At 44.1% G+C, this 20,690-nt stretch carries 21 protein-coding genes and 2 pseudogenes; 8 read left to right on the forward strand and 15 right to left on the reverse strand.

The genetic code is table 11. The features are described from left to right. Positions 1 to 50 precede the first annotated feature (50 nt). The 6 genes from H2C83_RS07810 to H2C83_RS07835 form a co-directional block, all read right to left on the reverse strand. Positions 51 to 443, reverse strand: coding sequence for a DUF2512 family protein (locus tag H2C83_RS07810; protein WP_181739440.1), 393 nt, complete (start codon positions 441 to 443; stop codon positions 51 to 53). Positions 444 to 761: 318 nt separating this feature from the next. After that, positions 762 to 2,255: a glycosyl hydrolase family 18 protein gene (locus H2C83_RS07815; protein WP_181739442.1), complete on the reverse strand. Its 1,494-nt coding sequence runs from the start codon at positions 2,253 to 2,255 to the stop codon at positions 762 to 764. Positions 2,256 to 2,467: 212 nt separating this feature from the next. Continuing rightward, the gene (locus H2C83_RS07820; protein ID WP_181739444.1) at positions 2,468 to 3,241 is read right to left on the reverse strand and encodes an alpha/beta fold hydrolase; all 774 of its coding nucleotides are present in this window, start codon (positions 3,239 to 3,241) and stop codon (positions 2,468 to 2,470) included. Positions 3,242 to 3,340: 99 nt separating this feature from the next. After that, positions 3,341 to 4,546 carry an aminotransferase class I/II-fold pyridoxal phosphate-dependent enzyme gene (locus H2C83_RS07825; protein ID WP_181739446.1) on the reverse strand — a complete coding sequence of 402 codons (1,206 nt, stop codon included), beginning with the start codon at positions 4,544 to 4,546 and terminating at the stop codon, positions 3,341 to 3,343. Further along, positions 4,543 to 5,037, reverse strand: coding sequence for an Lrp/AsnC family transcriptional regulator (locus tag H2C83_RS07830; protein ID WP_181739449.1), 495 nt, complete (start codon positions 5,035 to 5,037; stop codon positions 4,543 to 4,545). The genes H2C83_RS07825 and H2C83_RS07830 overlap by 4 nt, the downstream gene beginning before the upstream one ends. 166 nt (positions 5,038 to 5,203) lie before the next feature. Further along, entirely contained in the window at positions 5,204 to 6,118 is a 915-nt protein-coding gene (locus H2C83_RS07835; RefSeq protein ID WP_312853878.1) for a proline dehydrogenase family protein, read from the reverse strand. 187 nt (positions 6,119 to 6,305) lie between these two features. Here H2C83_RS07835 and pruA point away from each other — a divergent pair, with 187 nt between their 5' ends. Beyond that, a complete protein-coding gene (gene pruA / locus H2C83_RS07840; protein WP_181739451.1) occupies positions 6,306 to 7,850 on the forward strand; it encodes an L-glutamate gamma-semialdehyde dehydrogenase in 1,545 nt (514 codons plus the stop codon). 142 nt (positions 7,851 to 7,992) lie between these two features. Here the strand turns inward: pruA and H2C83_RS07845 are convergent, their stop codons facing one another. From H2C83_RS07845 to H2C83_RS07860, 4 genes are all read right to left on the reverse strand, one after another. Then, positions 7,993 to 8,556, reverse strand: coding sequence for an NUDIX hydrolase (locus tag H2C83_RS07845; protein ID WP_181739453.1), 564 nt, complete (start codon positions 8,554 to 8,556; stop codon positions 7,993 to 7,995). A 21-nt stretch (positions 8,557 to 8,577) separates the two neighbouring features. Then, on the reverse strand, positions 8,578 to 9,696 hold the full coding sequence (locus H2C83_RS07850) for an adenosylhomocysteinase (protein ID WP_181739456.1): 1,119 nt from the start codon (positions 9,694 to 9,696) through the stop codon (positions 8,578 to 8,580). Next, positions 9,683 to 9,826, reverse strand: a complete 144-nt coding sequence (locus tag H2C83_RS07855) for a hypothetical protein (RefSeq protein ID WP_181739458.1) — start codon at positions 9,824 to 9,826, stop codon at positions 9,683 to 9,685. The genes H2C83_RS07850 and H2C83_RS07855 overlap by 14 nt, the downstream gene beginning before the upstream one ends. A gap of 80 nt (positions 9,827 to 9,906) precedes the next feature. Beyond that, complete coding sequence (locus tag H2C83_RS07860) at positions 9,907 to 10,197, reverse strand: hypothetical protein (RefSeq protein WP_181739460.1); 291 nt, start codon at positions 10,195 to 10,197, stop codon at positions 9,907 to 9,909. Positions 10,198 to 10,479: 282 nt separating this feature from the next. Between H2C83_RS07860 and H2C83_RS07865 the strand changes: the two genes are divergently transcribed. The 6 genes and pseudogenes from H2C83_RS07865 to H2C83_RS18120 all read left to right on the forward strand — a co-directional run bounded on the left by H2C83_RS07865 (position 10,480) and on the right by H2C83_RS18120 (position 15,303). Then, a complete protein-coding gene (locus tag H2C83_RS07865) occupies positions 10,480 to 11,832 on the forward strand; it encodes a helix-turn-helix transcriptional regulator (protein WP_181739462.1) in 1,353 nt (450 codons plus the stop codon). A 346-nt stretch (positions 11,833 to 12,178) separates the two neighbouring features. Further along, a pseudogene (locus H2C83_RS07870) lies at positions 12,179 to 12,913 on the forward strand (three-Cys-motif partner protein TcmP); the annotation flags it as partial. A gap of 78 nt (positions 12,914 to 12,991) precedes the next feature. Continuing rightward, positions 12,992 to 13,288 (forward strand): hypothetical protein, encoded by a 297-nt coding sequence (locus tag H2C83_RS18505; RefSeq protein ID WP_376766350.1) that lies wholly within the window; start codon positions 12,992 to 12,994, stop codon positions 13,286 to 13,288. Between the two features lie 39 nt (positions 13,289 to 13,327). Continuing rightward, entirely contained in the window at positions 13,328 to 14,044 is a 717-nt protein-coding gene (locus H2C83_RS07875; protein WP_181739466.1) for a DUF5131 family protein, read from the forward strand. Between the two features lie 457 nt (positions 14,045 to 14,501). After that, the gene (locus tag H2C83_RS07880) at positions 14,502 to 14,831 is read left to right on the forward strand and encodes a hypothetical protein (RefSeq protein ID WP_220184065.1); all 330 of its coding nucleotides are present in this window, start codon (positions 14,502 to 14,504) and stop codon (positions 14,829 to 14,831) included. A gap of 106 nt (positions 14,832 to 14,937) precedes the next feature. Beyond that, the gene (locus tag H2C83_RS18120; protein WP_181739469.1) at positions 14,938 to 15,303 is read left to right on the forward strand and encodes a Sec-independent protein translocase subunit TatA/TatB; all 366 of its coding nucleotides are present in this window, start codon (positions 14,938 to 14,940) and stop codon (positions 15,301 to 15,303) included. Positions 15,304 to 15,336: 33 nt separating this feature from the next. On the opposite strand, the gene H2C83_RS07890 is transcribed toward H2C83_RS18120, so the two are convergent. The 3 genes and pseudogenes from H2C83_RS07890 to H2C83_RS18510 all read right to left on the reverse strand — a co-directional run. After that, positions 15,337 to 15,540 (reverse strand): YbdD/YjiX family protein, encoded by a 204-nt coding sequence (locus tag H2C83_RS07890; RefSeq protein WP_181739471.1) that lies wholly within the window; start codon positions 15,538 to 15,540, stop codon positions 15,337 to 15,339. 6 nt (positions 15,541 to 15,546) lie between these two features. After that, positions 15,547 to 17,622, reverse strand: a complete 2,076-nt coding sequence (locus H2C83_RS07895; RefSeq protein ID WP_181739473.1) for a carbon starvation CstA family protein — start codon at positions 17,620 to 17,622, stop codon at positions 15,547 to 15,549. A 446-nt stretch (positions 17,623 to 18,068) separates the two neighbouring features. Further along, positions 18,069 to 18,188, reverse strand: a pseudogene (locus H2C83_RS18510) (helix-turn-helix domain-containing protein); the annotation flags it as partial. Here H2C83_RS18510 and H2C83_RS18515 point away from each other — a divergent pair. Further along, positions 18,187 to 18,534, forward strand: a complete 348-nt coding sequence (locus H2C83_RS18515; protein ID WP_181739477.1) for a group II intron maturase-specific domain-containing protein — start codon at positions 18,187 to 18,189, stop codon at positions 18,532 to 18,534. The pseudogene H2C83_RS18510 and the gene H2C83_RS18515 sit on opposite strands and share 2 nt — an antisense overlap. A 204-nt stretch (positions 18,535 to 18,738) precedes the next feature. On the opposite strand, the gene H2C83_RS07910 is transcribed toward H2C83_RS18515, so the two are convergent. Together H2C83_RS07910 and xynA are read right to left on the reverse strand one after the other, a co-directional pair. After that, the gene (locus H2C83_RS07910) at positions 18,739 to 19,578 is read right to left on the reverse strand and encodes a formylglycine-generating enzyme family protein (protein ID WP_181739479.1); all 840 of its coding nucleotides are present in this window, start codon (positions 19,576 to 19,578) and stop codon (positions 18,739 to 18,741) included. A gap of 321 nt (positions 19,579 to 19,899) precedes the next feature. Beyond that, entirely contained in the window at positions 19,900 to 20,532 is a 633-nt protein-coding gene (xynA, locus tag H2C83_RS07915) for an endo-1,4-beta-xylanase XynA (protein WP_181739481.1), read from the reverse strand. Positions 20,533 to 20,690 lie beyond the last annotated feature (158 nt).

Here is a 20,690-nt window from a genome sequence, read left to right on the forward strand (position 1 = left end):
ATCAGGCACCTGGACAAGCAGAGCCAATAGAACCTGTTTCCCTTAAGCGATTATTTGTCGAGGACTTCCTTTTTGCCGAGAGTTTTGAAAAACCAGCGATGGTAAAACCATTCAACGATGGAGTAGGCCAGGCTGACGACAAGTGAGATCTGGAACAGGGGTACATGATTGGCTTTGTAATTTTGCAGGCCGATATCGATGTCAAAAAAGTAGGTGCCAATAAACCACACAATGATGTAACTGAGAAATGTATCCGACAACGTGGTAAACAGGTTTCCGATTCTGGGCAACAGCAACAGGTCGCCCGCATAGCCGATCAGGGTAAGTGTAATACTGACAAATAAGATCGATGAATAGTCAACGTCATAAATCACCCCCAAAATGATATACAGAAGGAAAGTGATGTACAGAAATTTGATCAAAATCTGATACGTATGGTTCAAAGGGAGGGCTCCTTTCCGGTTTTTGTATATTTTGCCACTGCCGGAATTTGCCTATACATAAAAAAACCCGGCCTGAGTGAACAGGCCGGGTTTCAGCGTTTATCAAATCATATACAGGAAGACGATTTTTAGAAACTGTCCCGTCACCCCCATTGCCTTCCTGCAAGGGGGGTGCTCCGGCAAACACTTCCGGGTTGGCTCTCCGGTTATTTACGATCCATCCTCGTGAAATGTTTGCTGCGACATTGACATGACCTAACTCTAAAAATCGCTCTTTTATCCTTTGTCGTCATGCTTCAACCGGGTTTTTCTTATCGTTTATTTCGGCGAAGATTTCAGGACGGCCCATGCTGCCGGGTCTTCCGCACCCAGATACCATTCGGTGATCCCGCCGATTTTGGGATGTTTTTTGGCAAGCAGGTCCATTTTCTTCTGCAGGCTGGTACGATCCTGGAAATAGACCGTATATGTTTTCCCGTTTTCGATGTAGGTAAAGCTGGGTTCTCCGTTTACATCCCGTTTGACCGAAGGCTTGTGTTTTTTAATCAGGGCTTGCGCTTTTTCATAAGTCACGGTGGAACGGCTGCCGTTTTCCGCCCATTGATAACCGAAAGCAGGCAACCCGACATACAGCTTGTGAGCAGACATTTGGCTTTCTCCGTATCGGATCACCTGATCCAGCCAATGAAGCGGTGCACCGGGTCCAGGGCTGGATGTATGGTAGTTATAGGTCATGATTTTAAATTCGTCTACAGCCTGTCCAAGCCGTTTCCAATCCTGGGCCTGGGGACCTTCCCATCCGCCGTCGGTTGTTTTGGGATATGCGGAGACAGATAATATTTTGTCATGCTGGTGCAATTTGCGGGAAAGGATCTCCATGAATTGCGAGAAGTTTTCCCGGTCGCTTCCTTGAATCACTTCAAAGTTGATATCCAGACCATCCATTTTATTGGCCACCGCGAATTGAACCAGACGATCGGCCAGTTGTTCCTGTTTGGCTTTGGTAGCGATCAGTTGGTGCAGGGCTTGTGCCCCTTTTTCGTAATCGCTCCATCCATCTGTGTTGGCGACAGTTGCGATGATCCGGGTTCCTTTGTTGCGAGCAGTTTGAATGATATCATCACTGACCGGTTTGGCGTATTTCATCCGTTTGATCTTTCCATCCGGAGCAAGCTCAAACCAGAACAGGTTGATGGAATCAATCGATTGTTCCTTTAAAACCTGATAAGCCGCATTTCCGCCCCAGAAGGGATACCAGACGGTTGTTTCAAACCCTTTTTCGACCGGTTCTTCCGGTTGGGGTGTGTCCTGTTCAGGTGGAATATTGGGTTCCGGCTGCGGAAGCGGTACTGGCGTATCCAGATCCGGTTCTTTTTCAGGAGGAGAAATTTCCGGAGTACCAGGCGTCTCCTTGTTGGAACCGGGTGTGTCCTTGGGCCCGGTTGCTTTACCGGAATCGGCCGGTGAAGATGGATTGTTTCCATGGGCCGCCGGTTTCTGGTTATTATGCTTGAGTATGATTTCGTCTATGTACCGGGCTTCTGTCCGGGTGGGCTGATCCGCGGACTCGGCGGGATCAGCCGATACAAAACCGGTTGTTTCCGGATCTTCCACCGGGGCACTTTCCTCGGCATACAGCGTCTCTTCTGATGATTCTTTGGCTGTTGGTGTATTTTGACCGGATTTGGCATCTGAAGAATGAATAAAAAAATAGGCGCTTGCTCCCGCCAGGACAAGAGCACCAGCAATTGCGGAGATGATAGCCGTTTTCTTCCTGAATCTTTTTCTTGTCTCCAGTCGGCGCTTTTCCATGGTTTCTCCTTTCAGTTTTCCCTAAAAAATGCATTTTTAGGGAAAAATTGGTTTTTTAGTTATTTTTTTAACTGTCTGAGAAAAGATTATATGAATGGATAAAAAAATAAAAGAGGTTTTGTATAATTTTCACAAACAATTTGAAACCCAATCCCAACATTGCGAAAATTGCGTTTACAGTCATCACAACAGGGCCTGTCATTTTGCCTTGTTTATCGTTGCAGTGACTCAATCCATTGCTGAATCCGCCAGTTGACTTCCTGTGGAGCTTTTGTCGGCAGATGATGCGGTTTGTTTGCCACAGGAGAATAGAAGGAGTTTGGCAAATGGGTTTTGAGTAATTGGGTGTATTTTTCATATTGTTTGTTTTTGGTGCCAAACAGGATCAGAACAGGGTGGGAAATGGAAGCTAATTGCCGGGTGCAGTTATAAATTTTGCTATACGTAAAATATTGCCGGATATTTTCCGTATTGCCCAAACGGGCGGTTTGCAGGAGATGGCGGAACATACTCAGGCAATCGGCGTTGGCCCAGCAGATGACTCGGGCCAAAAAGGGGAAGCCGGTGGAGTTGCACAGGGAAACAGCCAGATTCAGTCCCGTTTTCAGGAGGGGATCAGACACTTCTGACATGGCACAGATCAGAATCCCGCCTGAAAAGCGATCCGGTTCCTGGAGCAGTGCTTCCAATACAATGCTTCCGCCGGTGGAATATCCGGCCAGGTAAGCTTGTTTGATGTCAAGCCGGTCAAGGAGATGGAGCAAATCCTGTACCACCAGCCAATAGGTGAGCGGTTGGAAAGAGGGATCACTCAGACCGTGGCCCCGGATGTCAAAGCGAATGACCCGGTAACGGCTTTTGAGTTGTTCCATTTGGTAATCAAAAATGCGACTGGGGACAAGCGGGGGGTGGATCAGGACGATCGCCGGGCCTGTCCCTTCATCTTCATAATAAATGCAGGTTCCGTTATGTTTGAAAAATGGCATGTTTCCTTTTCCTCCTTCAAGTATTTGTTTTATTTTGAGCGCCGCAGAGGAAAAGTATGAAAAAAGCCAGCTTCCCGGCTGAAAGCTGGCTATCGGAGGTCAGGCACCGTGCGTTTGGATGGCAGTGCCGGTTGAACCTGCCTTGCGGTGACGTTTGAGGAAACGTTCCATGCGGGAAAAAGCTTTTTCCAGTTTTTCGATCGATGTTGCGTAAGAACACCGGATATGGCCGGCGCCATTTGAACCAAATACATCCCCGGGGACAACCGCCACTTCTTCCTCGATCAGCAGTCGTTCGGCAAAGGTTTGAGCATCCATGCCAGTCACCGAAATTGAAGGAAAGACATAAAATGCCCCCTTCGGTTCGTGGCATGGAAGCCCCAAATCCTGAAAAGCTTTTACCACCAGACGGCGCCGGCGGTCATATTGGGAAACCATGGCCTCACATTCAGTCAATCCGTTTCTGAGTGCTTCCAAAGCAGCAATCTGGCTCGTGATGGGGGCGCACAGAGCCGTATACTGATGGATTTTCAGCATCCCTTGCAACAAGGGTCCGGGCGCGGCCGCATAGCCGATTCGCCAGCCGGTCATGGCAAAGGCTTTTGAAAAGCCGTTAATGAGAATAACCTGTTCTTTCATGTCCGGCAGGGAAGCGATTGAAACGTGATGGCCCTTATAGGTCAATTCGCTGTAGACTTCATCCGAAATGATCAGGATGCCTCTTTGTTTTACCCATTTGGCAATGGGCAGCCAGTCTTCCCTGGTCATGATCGCGCCTGTCGGATTGTTTGGATAATTGACAATCAGCGCTTTGGTCCGGGGGGTTACCCGTTTTTTCAGTTCATCGACGTTCAGCTTGAATCCGTGACGGGCATGAGTCGGGACAGGAACCGATTTTCCGCCTGCCAGTTCGACACAAGGAGTGTAGGAAACATAACAGGGTTCCGGTACCAGAACTTCATCACCGGGAGCTAGAATGGCCCGGAAAGCGAGATCGATGGCTTCACTGGCGCCAAAAGTGACCATAATCTCGTTATTCGTATAAGAGAGTTCATACCGATCAGCCAGATAGCGGCAAATTTGTGAAATAAGTTCCGGCATGCCCTGGTTGGAAGTGTATGAAGTCTGTCCTGTTTCCAGAGAAGTGATCGCTGTGTCGCGGACGTGCCAGGGGGTTGTGAAATCAGGCTCCCCGACGCCAAGGGAAATCGCATTCGGGTTCTGGCTGACCAGATCAAAAAAACGGCGTATTCCGGACGGCGCAAGATTTTTTACCACAGGAGACAATTTATCATCGAGGTTCATGGAGTAATCACCAACCGTTGATCTTGTTCGGGATCGTCAAGGATAATCCCGTCTTCCTTGTATTTTTTCATGACGAAATGGGTTGTGGTGCCAACGACGGAATCAAGTGGAGCCAGCTTTTGTGAGACAAAACGCCCCACGCTTTCCAGGGTGTCCACTTCGATGGCGACAGACAGGTCGTAAGCCCCCGACATCAGATAGACACTGCGCACTTCGGGGAACTGGTAAATCCGCCTGGCCAGCGCGTCAAAACCGAAGCCTTGTTGGGGAGTCACCTTCACGTCAATCAGTGCGGAAACCTTCTGGATCCCGGCTTTCTGCCAGTTGACCACTGCCTTGTACTTTAGAAGAGTCCCCGTTTCCTCCAGTTCCGAAATCAGTGTTTCAATGGTATCCTTGCTTTCTCCCAGCATAATTGCGATTTTGTCTGCGGATAACTTGGCATTCTCATTAAGTAAAGAAAGGACTTCTTGTTGTAGGGAACAATTCATTAAACACTTCCTCGCTATAAATTGGTTTTTAAATATTGAAATCATTATAACAGAAGAGAAATAAGAATCAAAAACCGGCTTCCCCTCTCCCGGACAAACAAAAAAGCGGCTGTCCCCTGGTAGTGACAAACCGCTTGAAAGCGCATACAAAAAGGTGATTAAGAGGTCAATTGCGAAACATATTTTTCAAAATGAAAAAGACATTGGCAGGGCGTTCGGCCAGCCGCCGTGTAAAATAGGGATACCAGTCTTTCCCGTAGGGAGTGTAGACGCGCACTTTATACCCTTCTTTAACCAATTCCCGCTGCAATCCGTTGCGGACACCGAACAACATCTGGAACTCATATAGATCATCCGGAATATTTTTTTCCTTCAGCCATTTCTTCAAATGATTGATAATCGCTTCATCATGTGTTGCAATTGCTGTATAATTTCCATTTTGCAAATGCAGTTTTACCAGTCTGATAAAGTTGTCATCCACGTCTTTTTTATTGGGGAAGGCAACCCTTGCCGGTTCTTTATAGGCTCCTTTAACAATGCGCAGGTTTGTGTTCTTTTTACCAAGCTCCAGTACATCCTGTTCCGAACGGTAAAGGTATGTCTGGATCACCAACCCAACGTGTTCTTTTCCGTACCGGTCGAGCAATGTATTGAAAATGCGCAATGTTACGTCTACGCGTGGTGAATCTTCCATGTCAATGCGCAGAAAGTTATTGGTTTCTTTGGCTTTTCTGGCAATTTTGTCAACATTTTCAAGACAGAATTCTTCATCAATATCAAGCCCCAATTGTGTCAACTTTACGGAAACATTGGAGTCAACCCCGGACGATTGGATGGCATCCAGAATATCAATGGATGCCTGTGTTGCAGTGGTGGCCTCTTCCCGGCTTTCCACGCTTTCCCCCAAATGATCCAACGCGACGACAAGACCTTCCTTGTTCAGGCCTTCCACAACTTCCACTGTTTTTGGCAGGCTTTCCGCAGCCACAAAGCGGGCCGCTCCCCATTTCATGCCGTAACGGGACACTACCGATGTAACCGCTTTATTTCCGGCCAAACCCAAAACCAATTTTCTTGACAAAGACAATGTGGTCACCAACTTTCTTTTAAAAATTTATTAATTAATTAACATTAAACAGGGAAAATCACTTTCATTATAGAGTTTATAATGAAATTAAACAATAGTTTGCTATTTAGGAATTGATGTAAAAAGGTTTGTAGGTTACAATTATTAACAAGGCACTTATTCGTTGAGGAGGGGTTTATCAATGATCGAATACAGAAACGAGCCGTTCACCGATTTTTCCAAAGAGGAAAACCGCACCGTTTTTGAAAGCGCTTTAAAGAAAGTAAGGTCTGAGCTTGGTAAAGAGTATGACATAATCATTGGCGGAGAACATATTAAAACAGACAGAAAAGTTCAATCAATCAATCCGTCCAGCGTGGATGAAGTTATCGGGATCATCTCCCATGCTGATGAAGAGCTTGCCGAAAAAGCAATGCAGACGGCAGCCAAAACTTTCGAAACCTGGAAAAGGGTATCTCCCGAAGCGCGGGCCAGCGTCCTGTTCAAGGCAGCGGCTGTTTTGAGACGCAGAAAACATGAATTCTCATCCTGGATGGTGCTTGAAGCAGGAAAAAGCTGGCCTGAAGCCGATGCCGACACTGCCGAAGCGATTGATTTCATGGAGTTTTACGGACGGGAAATGATTCGTTTGAGCCAACGTCAGCCGCTTGCCCGGATTCCGGGGGAAATCAATAATCTTTACTATATTCCGTTGGGAGTTGGCGCCATTATTCCGCCATGGAACTTCCCGCTTGCGATCATGGCAGGAATGACGACAGCCGCGGTTGTTGCCGGAAACACGGTGGTATTGAAACCGGCTTCTCCGACCAATGTGATTGCGGCCAAATTTATGGAAGTTTTGAAAGAAGCAGGATTGCCTGATGGCGTTGTAAACTATTTGCCAGGATCGGGAAGTGTTGTCGGGGAGTATCTTGTCACCCATCCATTGACCCGCTTTATTTCCTTTACCGGTTCAAAAGAAGTAGGCTTGCGAATCAATGAACTGGCGGCAAAAATGGTGCCGGGCCAAAAATGGATCAAACGCGTCGTGGCTGAAATGGGCGGAAAAGACGCGATCGTTGTTGATGATGATTGTGACCTTGAGCTGGCGGTTGATGCAATTGTAAAATCGGCCTTTGGCTTCTCGGGACAAAAATGTTCGGCTTGCTCCCGTGTAATCGCCCATGAAAAAATCTATGACGAACTGTTGGAAAAAGTTGTTGCCAGAACCAGGGAATTGAAAGTGGGCGAAGCACAAACCCCGGGGATCGATCTGGGACCGGTGGTAGACGACAAGGCGTACAAGAAAATTCTGGACTATATTGAAATCGGCAAAGGAGAAGGGCGCCTCATGGCAGGCGGCGGCAAGGCGGAAGGCAACGGGTATTTTATCCAGCCGACGGTTATTGCCGACGTAGATCCGAATGCCCGCATTGCCCAGGAAGAAATCTTCGGCCCTGTGGTTGCTTTCATTAAAGCAAAAGATTTTGATGAAGCCCTGCAAATTGCCAACAATACCGTATATGGCCTTACCGGATCTGTCATCAGCCGTAACCGCTGTCATCTGGAAAAAGCGCGCAAAGAGTTTTTTGTCGGAAATCTGTACTTCAACCGCAAATGTACAGGTGCCCTTGTCGGAGTTCATCCGTTTGGCGGATTCAACATGTCGGGTACCGATTCCAAAGCTGGCGGTCGTGATTATCTCCTCCTTTTCACCCAGGCACAGGCCGTGTCTGAACAGTTATAAGGAAAGCAAAGAAAAGGAACCGGATGGAAGCCGGTTCCTTCTTTGAACTTGTCATTTCACCGGAAAGGGGTGAATGGAACGTACAAAACGAGAAATTTCGTACAAAGATGATTCAAGACTTTCTCATAGTAAGGAGACAGGTTCAGCCCTTGATTCTGGCAAAATCATATAATTTACCAGCCAGTCTGCGCATTGGCATTTGATTCAGCATCAGCCATGCATAATCGGTTACTTCCTCTTCCTGTAAGACTACCTTTTCAGCAGAAACCAAACGGAAGGCAAACCGAACATCGGCATGCCAGTGTTTGGGCTCTCCTTTTTGCGGGTTTTCCGGTATATCGTGCAAATCAATATCAATAGGTACATTCGCTGGCAAGATCAGTTTGAGACAATTTGATTGAATGCCTGTTTCCTCGAATGCTTCTCGCATACTGGCAGCAATCAGTGAATCATCCGCATCTTCACAATGCCCTCCGGGAAGAAGCCAGGTGTTCAAAATCTTGTGCCTGACATGCAGAACCCTATTGTCTCCATTCATAATCACGGCACTCGTCGTTACATGACCAGGTAAATTGGAACGTGACGTAATATTATGAGAAGTATTCATTGCTTTTAATAGAGGTTGGAGAAATTGCATGTCGGAACGGGTAAACTTCTCAGAGTACGCTGCAATTGCCTGAGTGATCTCTGAAAGTGGAATACTCATTGGATTGATTTGTCACCTCCTTTAGCGGTTGAAATAAGCCAGCCAGGTATCAGCAATAATCTTTCTGTCAGCATCAGCTACAGTATACAATCCCGGAGCTAAATCTTCGGTGATTTTTGAGATAGCAACAAGAATTTCAGCTTGTACCAGATAGATGTATGGCCCTACAACAGCTCCATGTAAAAAGTTAACCGCATTTCCATCCGCAAGAACATAAAAATAGTGCCCTACCGTTGAATAACGACTAACATGCGGTGCGACTGGAGTTATTTGATAAACTGAAGTAAGCCCGGCTAGTTCCAGTTCATCTTCTGATGATGTTACAGAAGCTACATAAGCACCATTTTTGATATTTGCAAAGTCTTCCTTGAGTAGAGAGTGATTACCTGTTGCACAAATAATAACTCCAGCACGAGATAATGCATGCTTTTTTTCTCGCACCACGTGATAACCAGCTGCTTTGGCCTGTGTCATTCGAACTGGATCCTTATCAAAAACAGTAACTCTCATATTTCTTGTATAAAGCATCTGGGCAATGGAACTACCTAGTTTACCATAGCCAATGACACAAGCTTCCATCCCGGCGAGAACGTCTCCACGACCTCGTACAAGCATCTCAACAGAAAAAGCTATTGACTGCCCAACAAGATAGTCTTCAGGAACTTTAAGTCTGCTTCGGGCAACACTGAAAATAGGACAAGGCAAGTTATCTAACTCTAAATAACGTTTATAACCATTTTCGGTATCTTCAACTACACCTATAATGCGTCCTGAAAAAACTTCTGCCAACTCATTTAAAACCCCTGCATAATAACCTCCAACATCAAGTAAGATGATATCTTGACCTTTTGCTCGCTTTTCTAAATAATCCAAGGCTAAGTCTATTTTAGAGAATAGTTGTCTACTTAAAGTGTCGACTTTTGTTATTTTACGAACTTCTTGAAGTGCATCTTCATTAATACTTTTTGGTTTTGGTAATACAGCTATCAGTTCGGTTTGCTCTGCAACAGCCCTCACAAAAGAGGGACGTTCCGGTAATAGGTGTGTAATTAAAAAACTGCTAAAACGGTATTGGGCTGGAAATTTTCGGATAATATCTTGAAAAAATGAATCTAGATGAGTGATTTCAAAATGTTCCATAAAAACAACTCCTGATTTTATCTTTCTGCTTTTTTTCCAGCTTGTCCGTACCGATGCGCACCAAGACATGCAGCGTCTTGGTGGTATCATTCCACCAAAAAGAAAGTTCCTTCTCCTCCACGATCTTCACCTCTGACTTTGATTCAGAAAAAACCGTGTTATAATATTGATTACCTTGTTTTTTTGCTGAGCCGCATTGTTGGCTTTTTTTTATCCCGCAAAAATATCAAACGACTTTCCGGCAATGATAATCTTTCCTTCCTCAATCTCTCCATGAACCACATCAATTAACGGCATCTTGACAATGACTTCCCCGTCTTTCAGAAGCTCTACGATCTTTACCCTGCGCAATGGCTTAAGGTCTATGTCGCATGTGATACAAACCTGATGCTGGCTTACTTCCTGTACTTCTTCATGATGGAAATCGATATACGGATGCTGCTTCAGTTCATCCATAAATGGCTCAACTTCATCGGCTTGTCCCTGGACAGAGAGTTTCAATTTCTTATCCTCCTTCTATAATTTTATCCACAGCTGCAAAGCATCGTTTTGCATTTTCTGAATTTCGTACCCAAATTATAGGTTAATTTTTAAAGAAGATTCAATATTCTCGTTGTTTAATGTCAGGTTTATACAAATGCTTAAATCCATTTATCATACCTTGCTTTTCCTTTTGATTTCATAGGTATAAACAAATTTGTTTAAGATGAACAATAAACAATCCGATTTTTCTAAATAAATGGTAATATGAAAAACAGTAAGCTGATTCAAGGTGGGATGTGAATGGAGATTGACCTGAAAGATGATGCGATTCGTTATGTCTTGCGAAAAAGAAGGAAGGAACTGAATAAAAGCATGGATGATTTGCAAGATCATCTTATCTCCAAAGGAACAATCAGCAATATTGAGAAGGCAAAAGGAAAAGTCACACCCAAAATGATTGAAATCTACCTGGAGAAACTGGGCTTGACCGAAGATGAAGTCGTCAACCTGGCAAACGAAGCCACCAAAGAAATGAGCGAATATTATGACCAACTGGAAATTATTGAAACCATCATCGATCGCAGTTATCTTCCAACCGCTAAAAAACAGTTGCAAAAGTTCCAATTTGCCGATTATTATCCCTTGACTCCTTACATATGCTACTTGCAAGGCAAGATTTGCTATGAAGAAAAGCAGTATGACCAGGCGGAAGACCATTTTTACCATGCAATCAAGCTTTGCCATCATTACCGCTTCCGCCCGAAGGACAATATCGTGGCTGCCTGTTATGCTGAATTGGCCCGCTGCAAGTATTCTCGGGAACATGTGGATCAGGCAATTCAATTGGTAAACCTGGGTTTGGATCGTTATGATGAAACAAAACGGAAAAAAGGGGTTAAGTACAGACTGCTGGGAAATAAAATTTTGTACTTGCTGAGATCTTCCCAGGAAGATCAGGCTGCCCGCCTGTTGGACATAGTCTGGCCGGAAGTGGAAAAACTGGATCACAGTTATGTAGATTATCCGGTGTTGAATCTGTACAAGTTCCGATCCATTATTTTACGGGATCAGAACTTGTTTACTGAGGCCTTACATTATTGCAACGAAGGCCGGCGGATTGCCAAAAGCCGCTGGAGCAGCAATATTGGACGTTATCTTGATTTTCTCATTATTGCCGGGAGCATTTTTTTAATGCAAAAAGAGTTTCAAAAAGCTTATGACCGCTTTCAATTAACAATTGATTCAGACCCCGATTTTCGCTCTCCCCGCAGGCATGTCGAGGCTTATACGTACCTGGGTATCTTATTCAACTCAAGGCAGGACTGGCAACAAGCCTCTACCTATTTGGATAAAGCAATGAAAATTGAACGGGAACATCCAGATCCTTTCCGATTGACGAAACTGCTTATTGTCAGGGGAAATGTCCATCACCTGCAAAGGCAGTACTCCAAAGCCTTGTCCTATTACCAAAAAGCAGTCCATCTTTCTGAAAAATACAGGTACAAGCAACGGCAATATACAGCCTTATTGAAATTAGCCGACTGTTTTGATAATCTGGACGAGAAAGAAAAATTTCGCGACTGCCTGGAAAGAAAATTCCATCTGGAAAAAGAACTCCACCTGAAAAGCGAGGTTGAGATTTATGAAATTTAGCACATTGCCTATCCCTTCCTGTCTTGTTGGTGACGACGATGACCAGGATTAAATGATGGGTGACGATGACGATACCGAATAGACTTTATCTCTCTTGAAACAGGGAAAAATATTTCCCTGTTTTTTTATTTTGTAAAACAAGAGAAAGTTCGTTTTTAATGATCCATAATCTTCTAGACCTAGACAAAATTTTGTTAAAATAGAGATAACAGATTTTTTGATGGTACTTAAATATTAAGTTGTTTACGAATAATTATATAATTAAGGGGTACTAAATATTAATTATATTTAAGGGGGAGTACACTATGGAAAATAAGTTTTTTCTGAGCAAAGAGAGCAATCTAAAGTAAAAACTGCAATTTTGATGAAATACTTTGATGCTTGGTCAAAAGTTATGATTCCACGATCACGCTATAAAAGATTAGGTTATATAGATTTATTTAGTGGACCAGGGAAATATGAAGATGGAAACAAATCAACGCCACTTCTTATCTTAGAGAAATGTATTAATAATGAAAAATTACGAAAACAGATAGTAACCGTCTTCAATGATGCGAATCCAAAATTTTGTCAGAAGCTCAAAGAAAATATTGAGGCATTGCCAAATATAAATTTATTAAAATATAAGCCTAAAATCATGAATAAAGAAGTTGGAGATGAAGTTGCGAAAATCTTTTCAAAAATAAGTTTAATACCGACTTTGGCTTTTATAGATCCCTGGGGATATAAAGGATTAACAACCAACTTAATAAAAGCACTTATAAAAGATTTTGGTTCAGACTGTATTTTTTTCTTCAACTATAACAGAATTAATATGGGTATTAATAACCCAATAGTAAAAGAGCATATGAATGCTCTCTTCGGAGAAAAAAGGGCAAATCAATTGCGATTGACCATAAAAAAGATGGAACAAGAAGAAAAAGAATTATTTATAGTTAATGAACTTGCTGAATCTTTATCAGATAATCGTAAAAATTATGTTTTACCTTTTCGATTTCTTGATGAGCAAAAAGATAAAACAAGTCATTATCTTATCTTTGTCTCCAAACATTCTCTTGGATATACTATTATGAAGGAAATTATGGCAAAACAAAGCACCATAACAGATGACGGTGTTGCCAACTTCTCATATATACCAGTAAAACATAGGGAAAAATATATGAATGTTCAATTATCTCTTTTGTCATTATATGAGAGGCCATTGGACGCTTTAGGTAAAGAGTTAATAGATGAATTTAAAGGTAAGACGTTAACAGTAAAAGAAATATTTGATATGCACCATATTTGGAAACCATTTACTTTAGCTAATTATAAAGAGGCACTTCGCAGGTTAGAAGAAGATGGACTTATTTTGGCTGATCCACCATCTGAAAAAAGACGATTGAGGAAAGGGGTAAGAACAATGGGAGATACAGTTAAAATTACTTTCCTGAATCAGAACGGATGTTCCTCCTGAAAGTGTATTTTATTATATAATACGCCTAGGAGGGATAATATGGCTGGTAATTCAAGTATTGAGTGGACAGAAGCCACTTGGAATCCTATTACTGGTTGTAATAAGGTATCTGATGGTTGCAAACACTGTTATGCTGAGAGAATGGCTAAGAGACTTCTTGCAATGGGTAACCCTCGGTATAAAAATGGATTTGATGTAACACTACATCCAGATTTATTAGATGTACCGAAAAAATGGATAAAACCACGAAAGATTTTCGTGAATTCTATGTCAGATTTATTTCATGAAAAGGTACCTATTGAATTCATACAACAAGTTTTTAAAACCATGAATGAAACACCTCAACACTCGTATCAAATCCTAACTAAACGACCTGAAAGAGCGTTAGAACTTTCGAACCATTTACTCTTTACTCACAACATTTGGATGGGAACAAGTGTTGAAAATAGAAAAGTTATTCACAGGATTAATCTTTTACAACAAATTCCTGCCCATATAAGATTCTTGTCCTGCGAGCCTCTATTGGGTCCTCTTGAGAACCTTAATTTAGAGGGAATTCATTGGGTTATAGTTGGGGGGGAGTCTGGACCAGGTGCAAGACCTATGAAAGCAGATTGGGTTCGATCAATACGTGATCAGTGTTGTAAACGGAATGTAGCTTTTTTCTTTAAACAATGGGGTGGGGTTCAGAAGCATCGATATGGAAGAGAATTAGACAATAGAACGTATGATGAATATCCGGTTGAGACCTATTAAAAATGTGAGATGTCCAAGTTATCCCGATAATCAATTGCTTAGGGTAGTTGAAAATCGGGATTTTTGTTACTTGGCCTTTTAAAAAAGGAATCAAGAAATTGGTATGACATCACTATTCATAATTTGGTTACACTATACCTTAGTCCCAAGTAAATGGTTCTATCTAAAAAACAGATCGTCTAGAACTGAATCTTAGATAGAAAAGCCGACTTAAATTTATTGGAAGGAAATAAAGATCAGCTGATATTACAGCCGATTTCTGAGAGTAAAGAATTTCGGCTTTTTTTGTGTTGAAATTTGCTTAGTGTATGATTTCTACATTTTCTGCCAGTACTTACTATATAATTTTTGTTCATAATTTGTTCAAATAATTGTCACAAATATGTTAAAATTTGTTCTCATTATTTCTATATAATGGAAGAAACGCAAACAGTTGGAGCTGATTGGCATGGAAGAAATGAAATCATTACTGCACGCGGTGATGGAGCGGCTTGATGTGCAGTCTGCCAATATAGAACAGATCAGGACTGATGTTTCCAAAATGCAGACCCGGCTGGAACAGATGGAGAAGAAAATGGAACAGATCGAATCCCATGTGGGCGGAATGAACCAGGTTGTTGGCACGATGCAGGAAGAATGGGTTTTTTTTCAGCGCTTCAAGGACAGGCTGGATCAGGCACTGGTGCAGGAGGAGGACTGGCAGGCCCAAATTACACAGGCTTTGGCTTTGTGTTCCCAGGAAAAGAAGGATGCCTTGAAAAAGTTCATTGACAAACACGTTGGGTAACCCAGACAAAGGTTTGGGTTTTTTATTTTTGTACAATGATGTCGGAAAATTGAATCGGTGTTATAATGGAATAGATTATATGTTCCTGGACGGAAGGAGGAAAAATATGAGCATCAACGGGGTGGAATGGCTGCTTATTTTTGTAGTGGCCCTGATCCTGTTCGGTCCCAAAAAACTGCCCGAACTGGGGAAAGCAGTCGGAAAATCGCTTCGGGAATTTAAAAAGGCAACAAACGGTTTGCTGAATGATAACGAAAAAGAGGCAGAACCCAAAGAGAGCAAGACCGGTCAGGAGGAAGTAAAGAAAACAAGTCAGACTGAAAACAAACCAAAAGAGACAGAAGACAAAGAAAATAAAACCGTTCAGGTGGAAATGAAGAAAACCGGTCAGACTGATCATGAACCGTCAAAAGAGACCGAAACCAAGGAAAACAAAGCTGTTCAGGAGCAAGTAAAAGAGCCCAGCCTGTAGGATGTCAGGGTTGGGCTCTTTCTGTTGTCTGGATCAGCAACAGCGGCGGATATCTCCGCTTCCGTATCTTTCATCAATTGACCGGCGGTGAAATTCCGCTTCGCTCAGCGGAACTTCGCCGGGATGGTGTGTGCGGAAGTGTTCCAGATACCGTTCGTAATTGGGAACTCCTGCGATCTCATTCAGAAAGCCGGTGAACGCTTTTCCAGCCTGGCAAATCTTTTTTAACACCTTCATGAAACCTCACCCTTCAATCGTGTTTGGTTTCCGCGGGACAAAGGGAGACTCCCTGAGCGGCAATTGTTCCTGCTTTACCAAAACCCTGTACCAGACCCGGGCAGCATCGGCAATGATAATCACAACAAAGATGGCAAATAAAGCTGTCAAGACGGCATCAATCTGGTTGTTGAAAACAATCCGTTGCATTTCTTCGATGGATTTGGCCGGTCCCATCAGTTGCCCTGCCTCAATGGCCTGTGAGTACTGTTCCGCTGCTTTTAAAAAGCCGATTGATGGATCACTGTGGAACAGCTTTTGCCAACTGGCCGTCATGGTGACAATGGTCAGCCAGGTCAGGGGAAGCAGGGTGATCCAGGAATAAACCCATTTGCCCATTTTGACCAGAATCGTTGTCCCGACAACAAGCGCAACGACAGCCAGCATTTGGTTGGCGATTCCAAACAGCGGCCACAAGGTGTTAATGCCGCCCAGTGGATCAACTACTCCCTGATACAGGAAATATCCCCATCCGGCAACCATGAGCCCGCTGGCAAGCATATTGGCGGGATAGTACTTTGTATCTCCCAGTTTGGGGATGGCCCTGCCCATCAGATCCTGAAGAATAAAGCGGCCTACCCGTGTACCGGCATCAATCGTTGTGAGAATAAAGACCGCTTCAAACAAAATGGCAAAATGATACCAGAAAGCCATCATGGCCTCGCCGCCAAGCAGGTTGGAAAAAATGGTTGCCATGCCGACAGCCAGGGTCGGGGCTCCGCCTGTCCGGGACAGGATTGTGTTTTCGCCGATGGCGTTGGCCAACTGTGTCAAATCCTGCGGTGTTACCGTAAAGCCCATTTCCGTAACCGCCCTGGCTGCTGCAACCACATCCGTTCCGATGACCGCAGCCGGGCTGTTCATGGCAAAATAAACTCCCGGAGTTAAGATACATGCGGCAATCAATGCCATAATGGCCACAAATGATTCGGTCAGCATGCCGCCGTATCCGATCATGGTGGCATGGGATTCGCGGGCAATCATCTTTGGCGTGGTACCGGATGAAACAAGGGCATGGAACCCGGAGATGGCTCCGCAGGCAATGGTAATAAATACAAACGGGAACAGATCCCCGGAGAAAACAGGTCCCGTTCCGTCAACAAATTGGGTCAGGGCCGGCATTTTCAAATCCGGCAGGACCAGGATAATTCCCAGGGCCAGCGCCAGGATGGTCCCCACCTTTAAAAATGTACTCAGGTAGTCGCGGGGGGCCAAAAGCAGCCACACCGGCAAAACGGAAGCGACAAAACCGTAAATGATCATCATCCAGGCCAGGGCTGGCCCATCAAAGGTAAAGCAGGCGGCCCAGGTGGGATGGGTTGACACAATTTGCCCGCCATAAAGGGACAACAGCAGCAGGGCAAAGCCGATGAGGGAAGCTTCCAGAATTTTCCCCGGCCGTATATACCGCATGTAAATTCCCATGAAAATGGCGATAGGAATGGTCATGGCAATCGTAAACATGCCCCAGGGGCTGTTAGAGAGCGCCTTTACGACAACCAGCCCCAGGACGGCAAGCAGGATGATCATGATGCCGAGGATCGCAATGGCTGCTGTAAATCCGCCAACCGGCCCGATTTCCTCCCGGGCGATATCGCCTAATGATTTTCCGTTCCGGCGCATGGAACCGAATAAAATGATAAAGTCCTGTACCGCCCCGCCGAGAACAACCCCGACAATAATCCAGATGGTCCCCGGCAAGTAACCCATTTGTGCGGCCAGAATCGGGCCTACCAGCGGGCCGGCTCCGGCAATGGCCGCAAAATGGTGCCCGAACAGGACCCATTTGTTGGTGGGAACAAAATCTTTTCCGTCGTTATGGATTTCTGCCGGAGTTTTCCGGTTGTCATCCAATTCAAAAACTTTTCGTGCCATAAAACGGCTGTAAAAACGGTAACCGACGGCGTAGGTGCAGACAGCGGCAACAAGCAGCCAAAAAGCGTTGACCGATTCGCCGCGGTTTAACGCCAGGATGGCAAAGCCGGCGGTGCCCGTTGCCGATACTGCTCCCCAGATGAGAATCGATAACAGTTTTTTTGTCAATTCAGAACTCCTCCAATGTCAAAAGATTGGAACAAATGGAATTGCCGATGAAGATCAATTCTATTAATATGTTTTTTTATGAATCGAAAATATGCGGTAATTATAACCATTATACTGAATATTTTTTTTATTTCAATAAAGACATCTGATTAAGACCATGAAAATCTTTGTTTTTGGGGGAGGTTGAACTTGAAATAGCGGAGTCTTTTTATAAACTATCTGTATAGTTTAAAAGGCAGCCCTGGTGGGGTAAAGAATAATTACCGAAAGATTATTTTATATATGGAGAAGTCTTTTTCGGAATAAAATCCAATTGTCGGGACTAGTGAAATTGGATCATCATGTTAAAAGGTTCACAAAATCTCACCTTCTTATGCCTTTTATTGTTTGCTATGTGAAGCTGGCACAGCTGGATTGTACGTATCTTACGATATTTTATATATTCCTTAAGGTTTGCTCTTATAGTTCAGCGGTATGAAACAGCGTTGCTTTCTCTGTTCCAACATCGAATTGTAAAGCCATCGACATAAATCAAGGGTTTGTTCAATGGTTTCCACTTGATCTTTGGTTGGATGGAGGAACTGTTTCTCTCACGCAGACAACCAAACTCCATTTCAGCAATTGAATGAATGGTTTCGCAGAAGGATTGGAATACGTCTTTGGAAGCAATGGAAGAAACTAAAAAACAAAGTAAAAAGGCTTATTACCTTAGGAATTCCTAAGGAAAAAGCCTGTGAACGGGGTAACACACATAAAAATATTGGCAAATCGCACGAATCAAGCCGGCATGGTGATCCGAGGCCACCAGATCCATCCCATAAAGCCTGCGACTTTATAACCAGTGGAAAAACCTCACGTCAGCTGGTTTCTGACTCACTGTCTCCTGACATTAAACCAATAACTTTCCGGTAGCCCTGACGTTCCTCCGTTCGCCCGTATGGCTGCGCAGATATGTGTTCAGGTTTCCTGTACTTTCAGGATCTGATTCAAAACGGATTCCAGCAATTTAGCCACTTGTGTCGACCATTTTACAAAATTTACGGACTTGACTTCTGATGCCCATCCTTTTCTTATCAGTAGATTTTTTCAATTATGCTTGGTATGTGTTGTTCCCGTTTACTCGCCGCGAATCACACGAAAACCTTGATCGGGACCAATGCCACTCGCCTCGAACTTTCCCCGAAAAGATATCTCGTTGTTGCTGATGTCGCCGATCCAACCGCCGCCCTTCACAATCCGGAAAGAACCGCTGTTACTATCCAGGTCTCCGTACCAGTTCCAGCACCATTCCCTGACATTCCCTGACATATCGTAAAGTCCTAACTCGTTGGGTTTCTTGACACCGACAGGTTTTGTTTTATTCCTGTTGTTTTCTATAATTGACCAGTTCCAGTTTCCTGTTAAGTATTTATCTCCGGCGTTTCTCCAATACCATGCTACTTCATCTGCATTATTGCTTCCGCTGTATGTGTAACTCTTGCTCATCTGACCTCCACTCGCAGCATATTCCCACTCTGCTTCTGTCGGCAATCGGTAACCGTTCGCTCCCGCATTGATCGTTACTGTCCATTTTATATTATCGTATTCACTTTTATTATTCGGGTCTATTTTATTCTTGTCTATCTTGTAATACGGTTGCAAGCCTTCTTTAATACTCCTTTTATTACAGTACTCAACAGCGTCGTACCAGCTTACCATTTCTACCGGCAAATTGTCGCCTTTGAATTGTGAGGGATTCTTTCCCATTACCTCAATCCACTCTTTCTGAGTTACCTCGTATTTACTGATATAAAAATCCGATATTGTTACACTTTTCCCATAGTAGTTGGACTTTGTGTTCGTAAAAGTCCCGCCTTTGACTAATACAAAGCTCTCATTCTTTTCCGCCTTTTCTTGCGAACAGGCGCTGACAACAATCAGCATTGCCATTATAAGGAAAACGGATAGCTTTCTCATGGATATATCCCCTTTAAACTGATAGGAAGAGTTACAGGCCATCACTGCTCATTGGTCTCTTGGAGCGAAAACCATCACTACTTGGACGGGGAAGTCAGAATTTGAGCAATTGCCTGTTGAATGAAGCGATCAGGCACAGCAGGAATACCTGATAACCAGATTCCATCTCGTGGTGGCTCCCTTGAAGCTAATAGTACAGATCATGCCCATGCCGGGCGCACATACCTAAGGCCGCCGGCTGTAAGACCGGCAGGCCTCAGCAATATCAATGGCAAAAGGAGTTTTCCAATTTTCTGGAAATTTTACCTGTCAGTTGCCTTGCTACCATACCGTTACGTTAGATCTCCCACTACTTTGATATCCCTCTGTTGCCAACACCTGGTAAGCCCAACTGCTCCCCAGATTCATTCCTTTACTCTTCCATGCGTTAACGTGGTTGCTGAAAGTGATAGTGGCGTTGTTTCCGGTCGGCCTCTTCGACTGTCGAACACTCCAGAACTGTTGGAAGGTTTGTGTGCCGTCAATGGAAGGTGCGTTGTATCGCATCGTCGTATAGATGTCATATGTGCCCCCATCACTGGTCACGGTACCTTTATATGTTCCTGTAGGCCTGTAAGTGCCCCAGCTATCAACGACGTAATATTCTATGAGTGAGTTTCTCGTCCACCCATAGAGAGTCAAATACGCATTGCCAGACGGTTCCCAGATGCCGGCATTGTAGTTTATTGTCCTGGATGGTGATCCGGTAGCCCAGCCTTTACCGACAACAAAATTCCCGCAATTTGTCCATGTAACACTGTAATTGCCGCCTGGTCCATTGACAGCATTTACTGTCCCGCCGCCATCAGTCCAATTTTGCCAATAGGTGTTCGCACTTGCGGTTTCTGCAAACAGGCCCAAACTCATCACGGCTGCAACAAACACCATCAGGATTTTCTTGTTGAACCTGAACATAATTTGCCTCCTGAATTAAATTTATTTGTCGTTACCTTGATTTGTCGTTACCTTGCCTGCACACTATATTTCGGTTGTTTCTCCTTGCAGTGCATAACTTATCCTGTGTCATATTCTGTGAACATCGGACTGTCATCTCCTTCCCGGGCTAAATGTGA

The sequence above is a fragment of the Thermoactinomyces mirandus genome, assembly GCF_013868055.1.
In the GTDB taxonomy this organism is placed as follows: Bacteria; Bacillota; Bacilli; order Thermoactinomycetales; family Thermoactinomycetaceae; genus Thermoactinomyces; species Thermoactinomyces mirandus.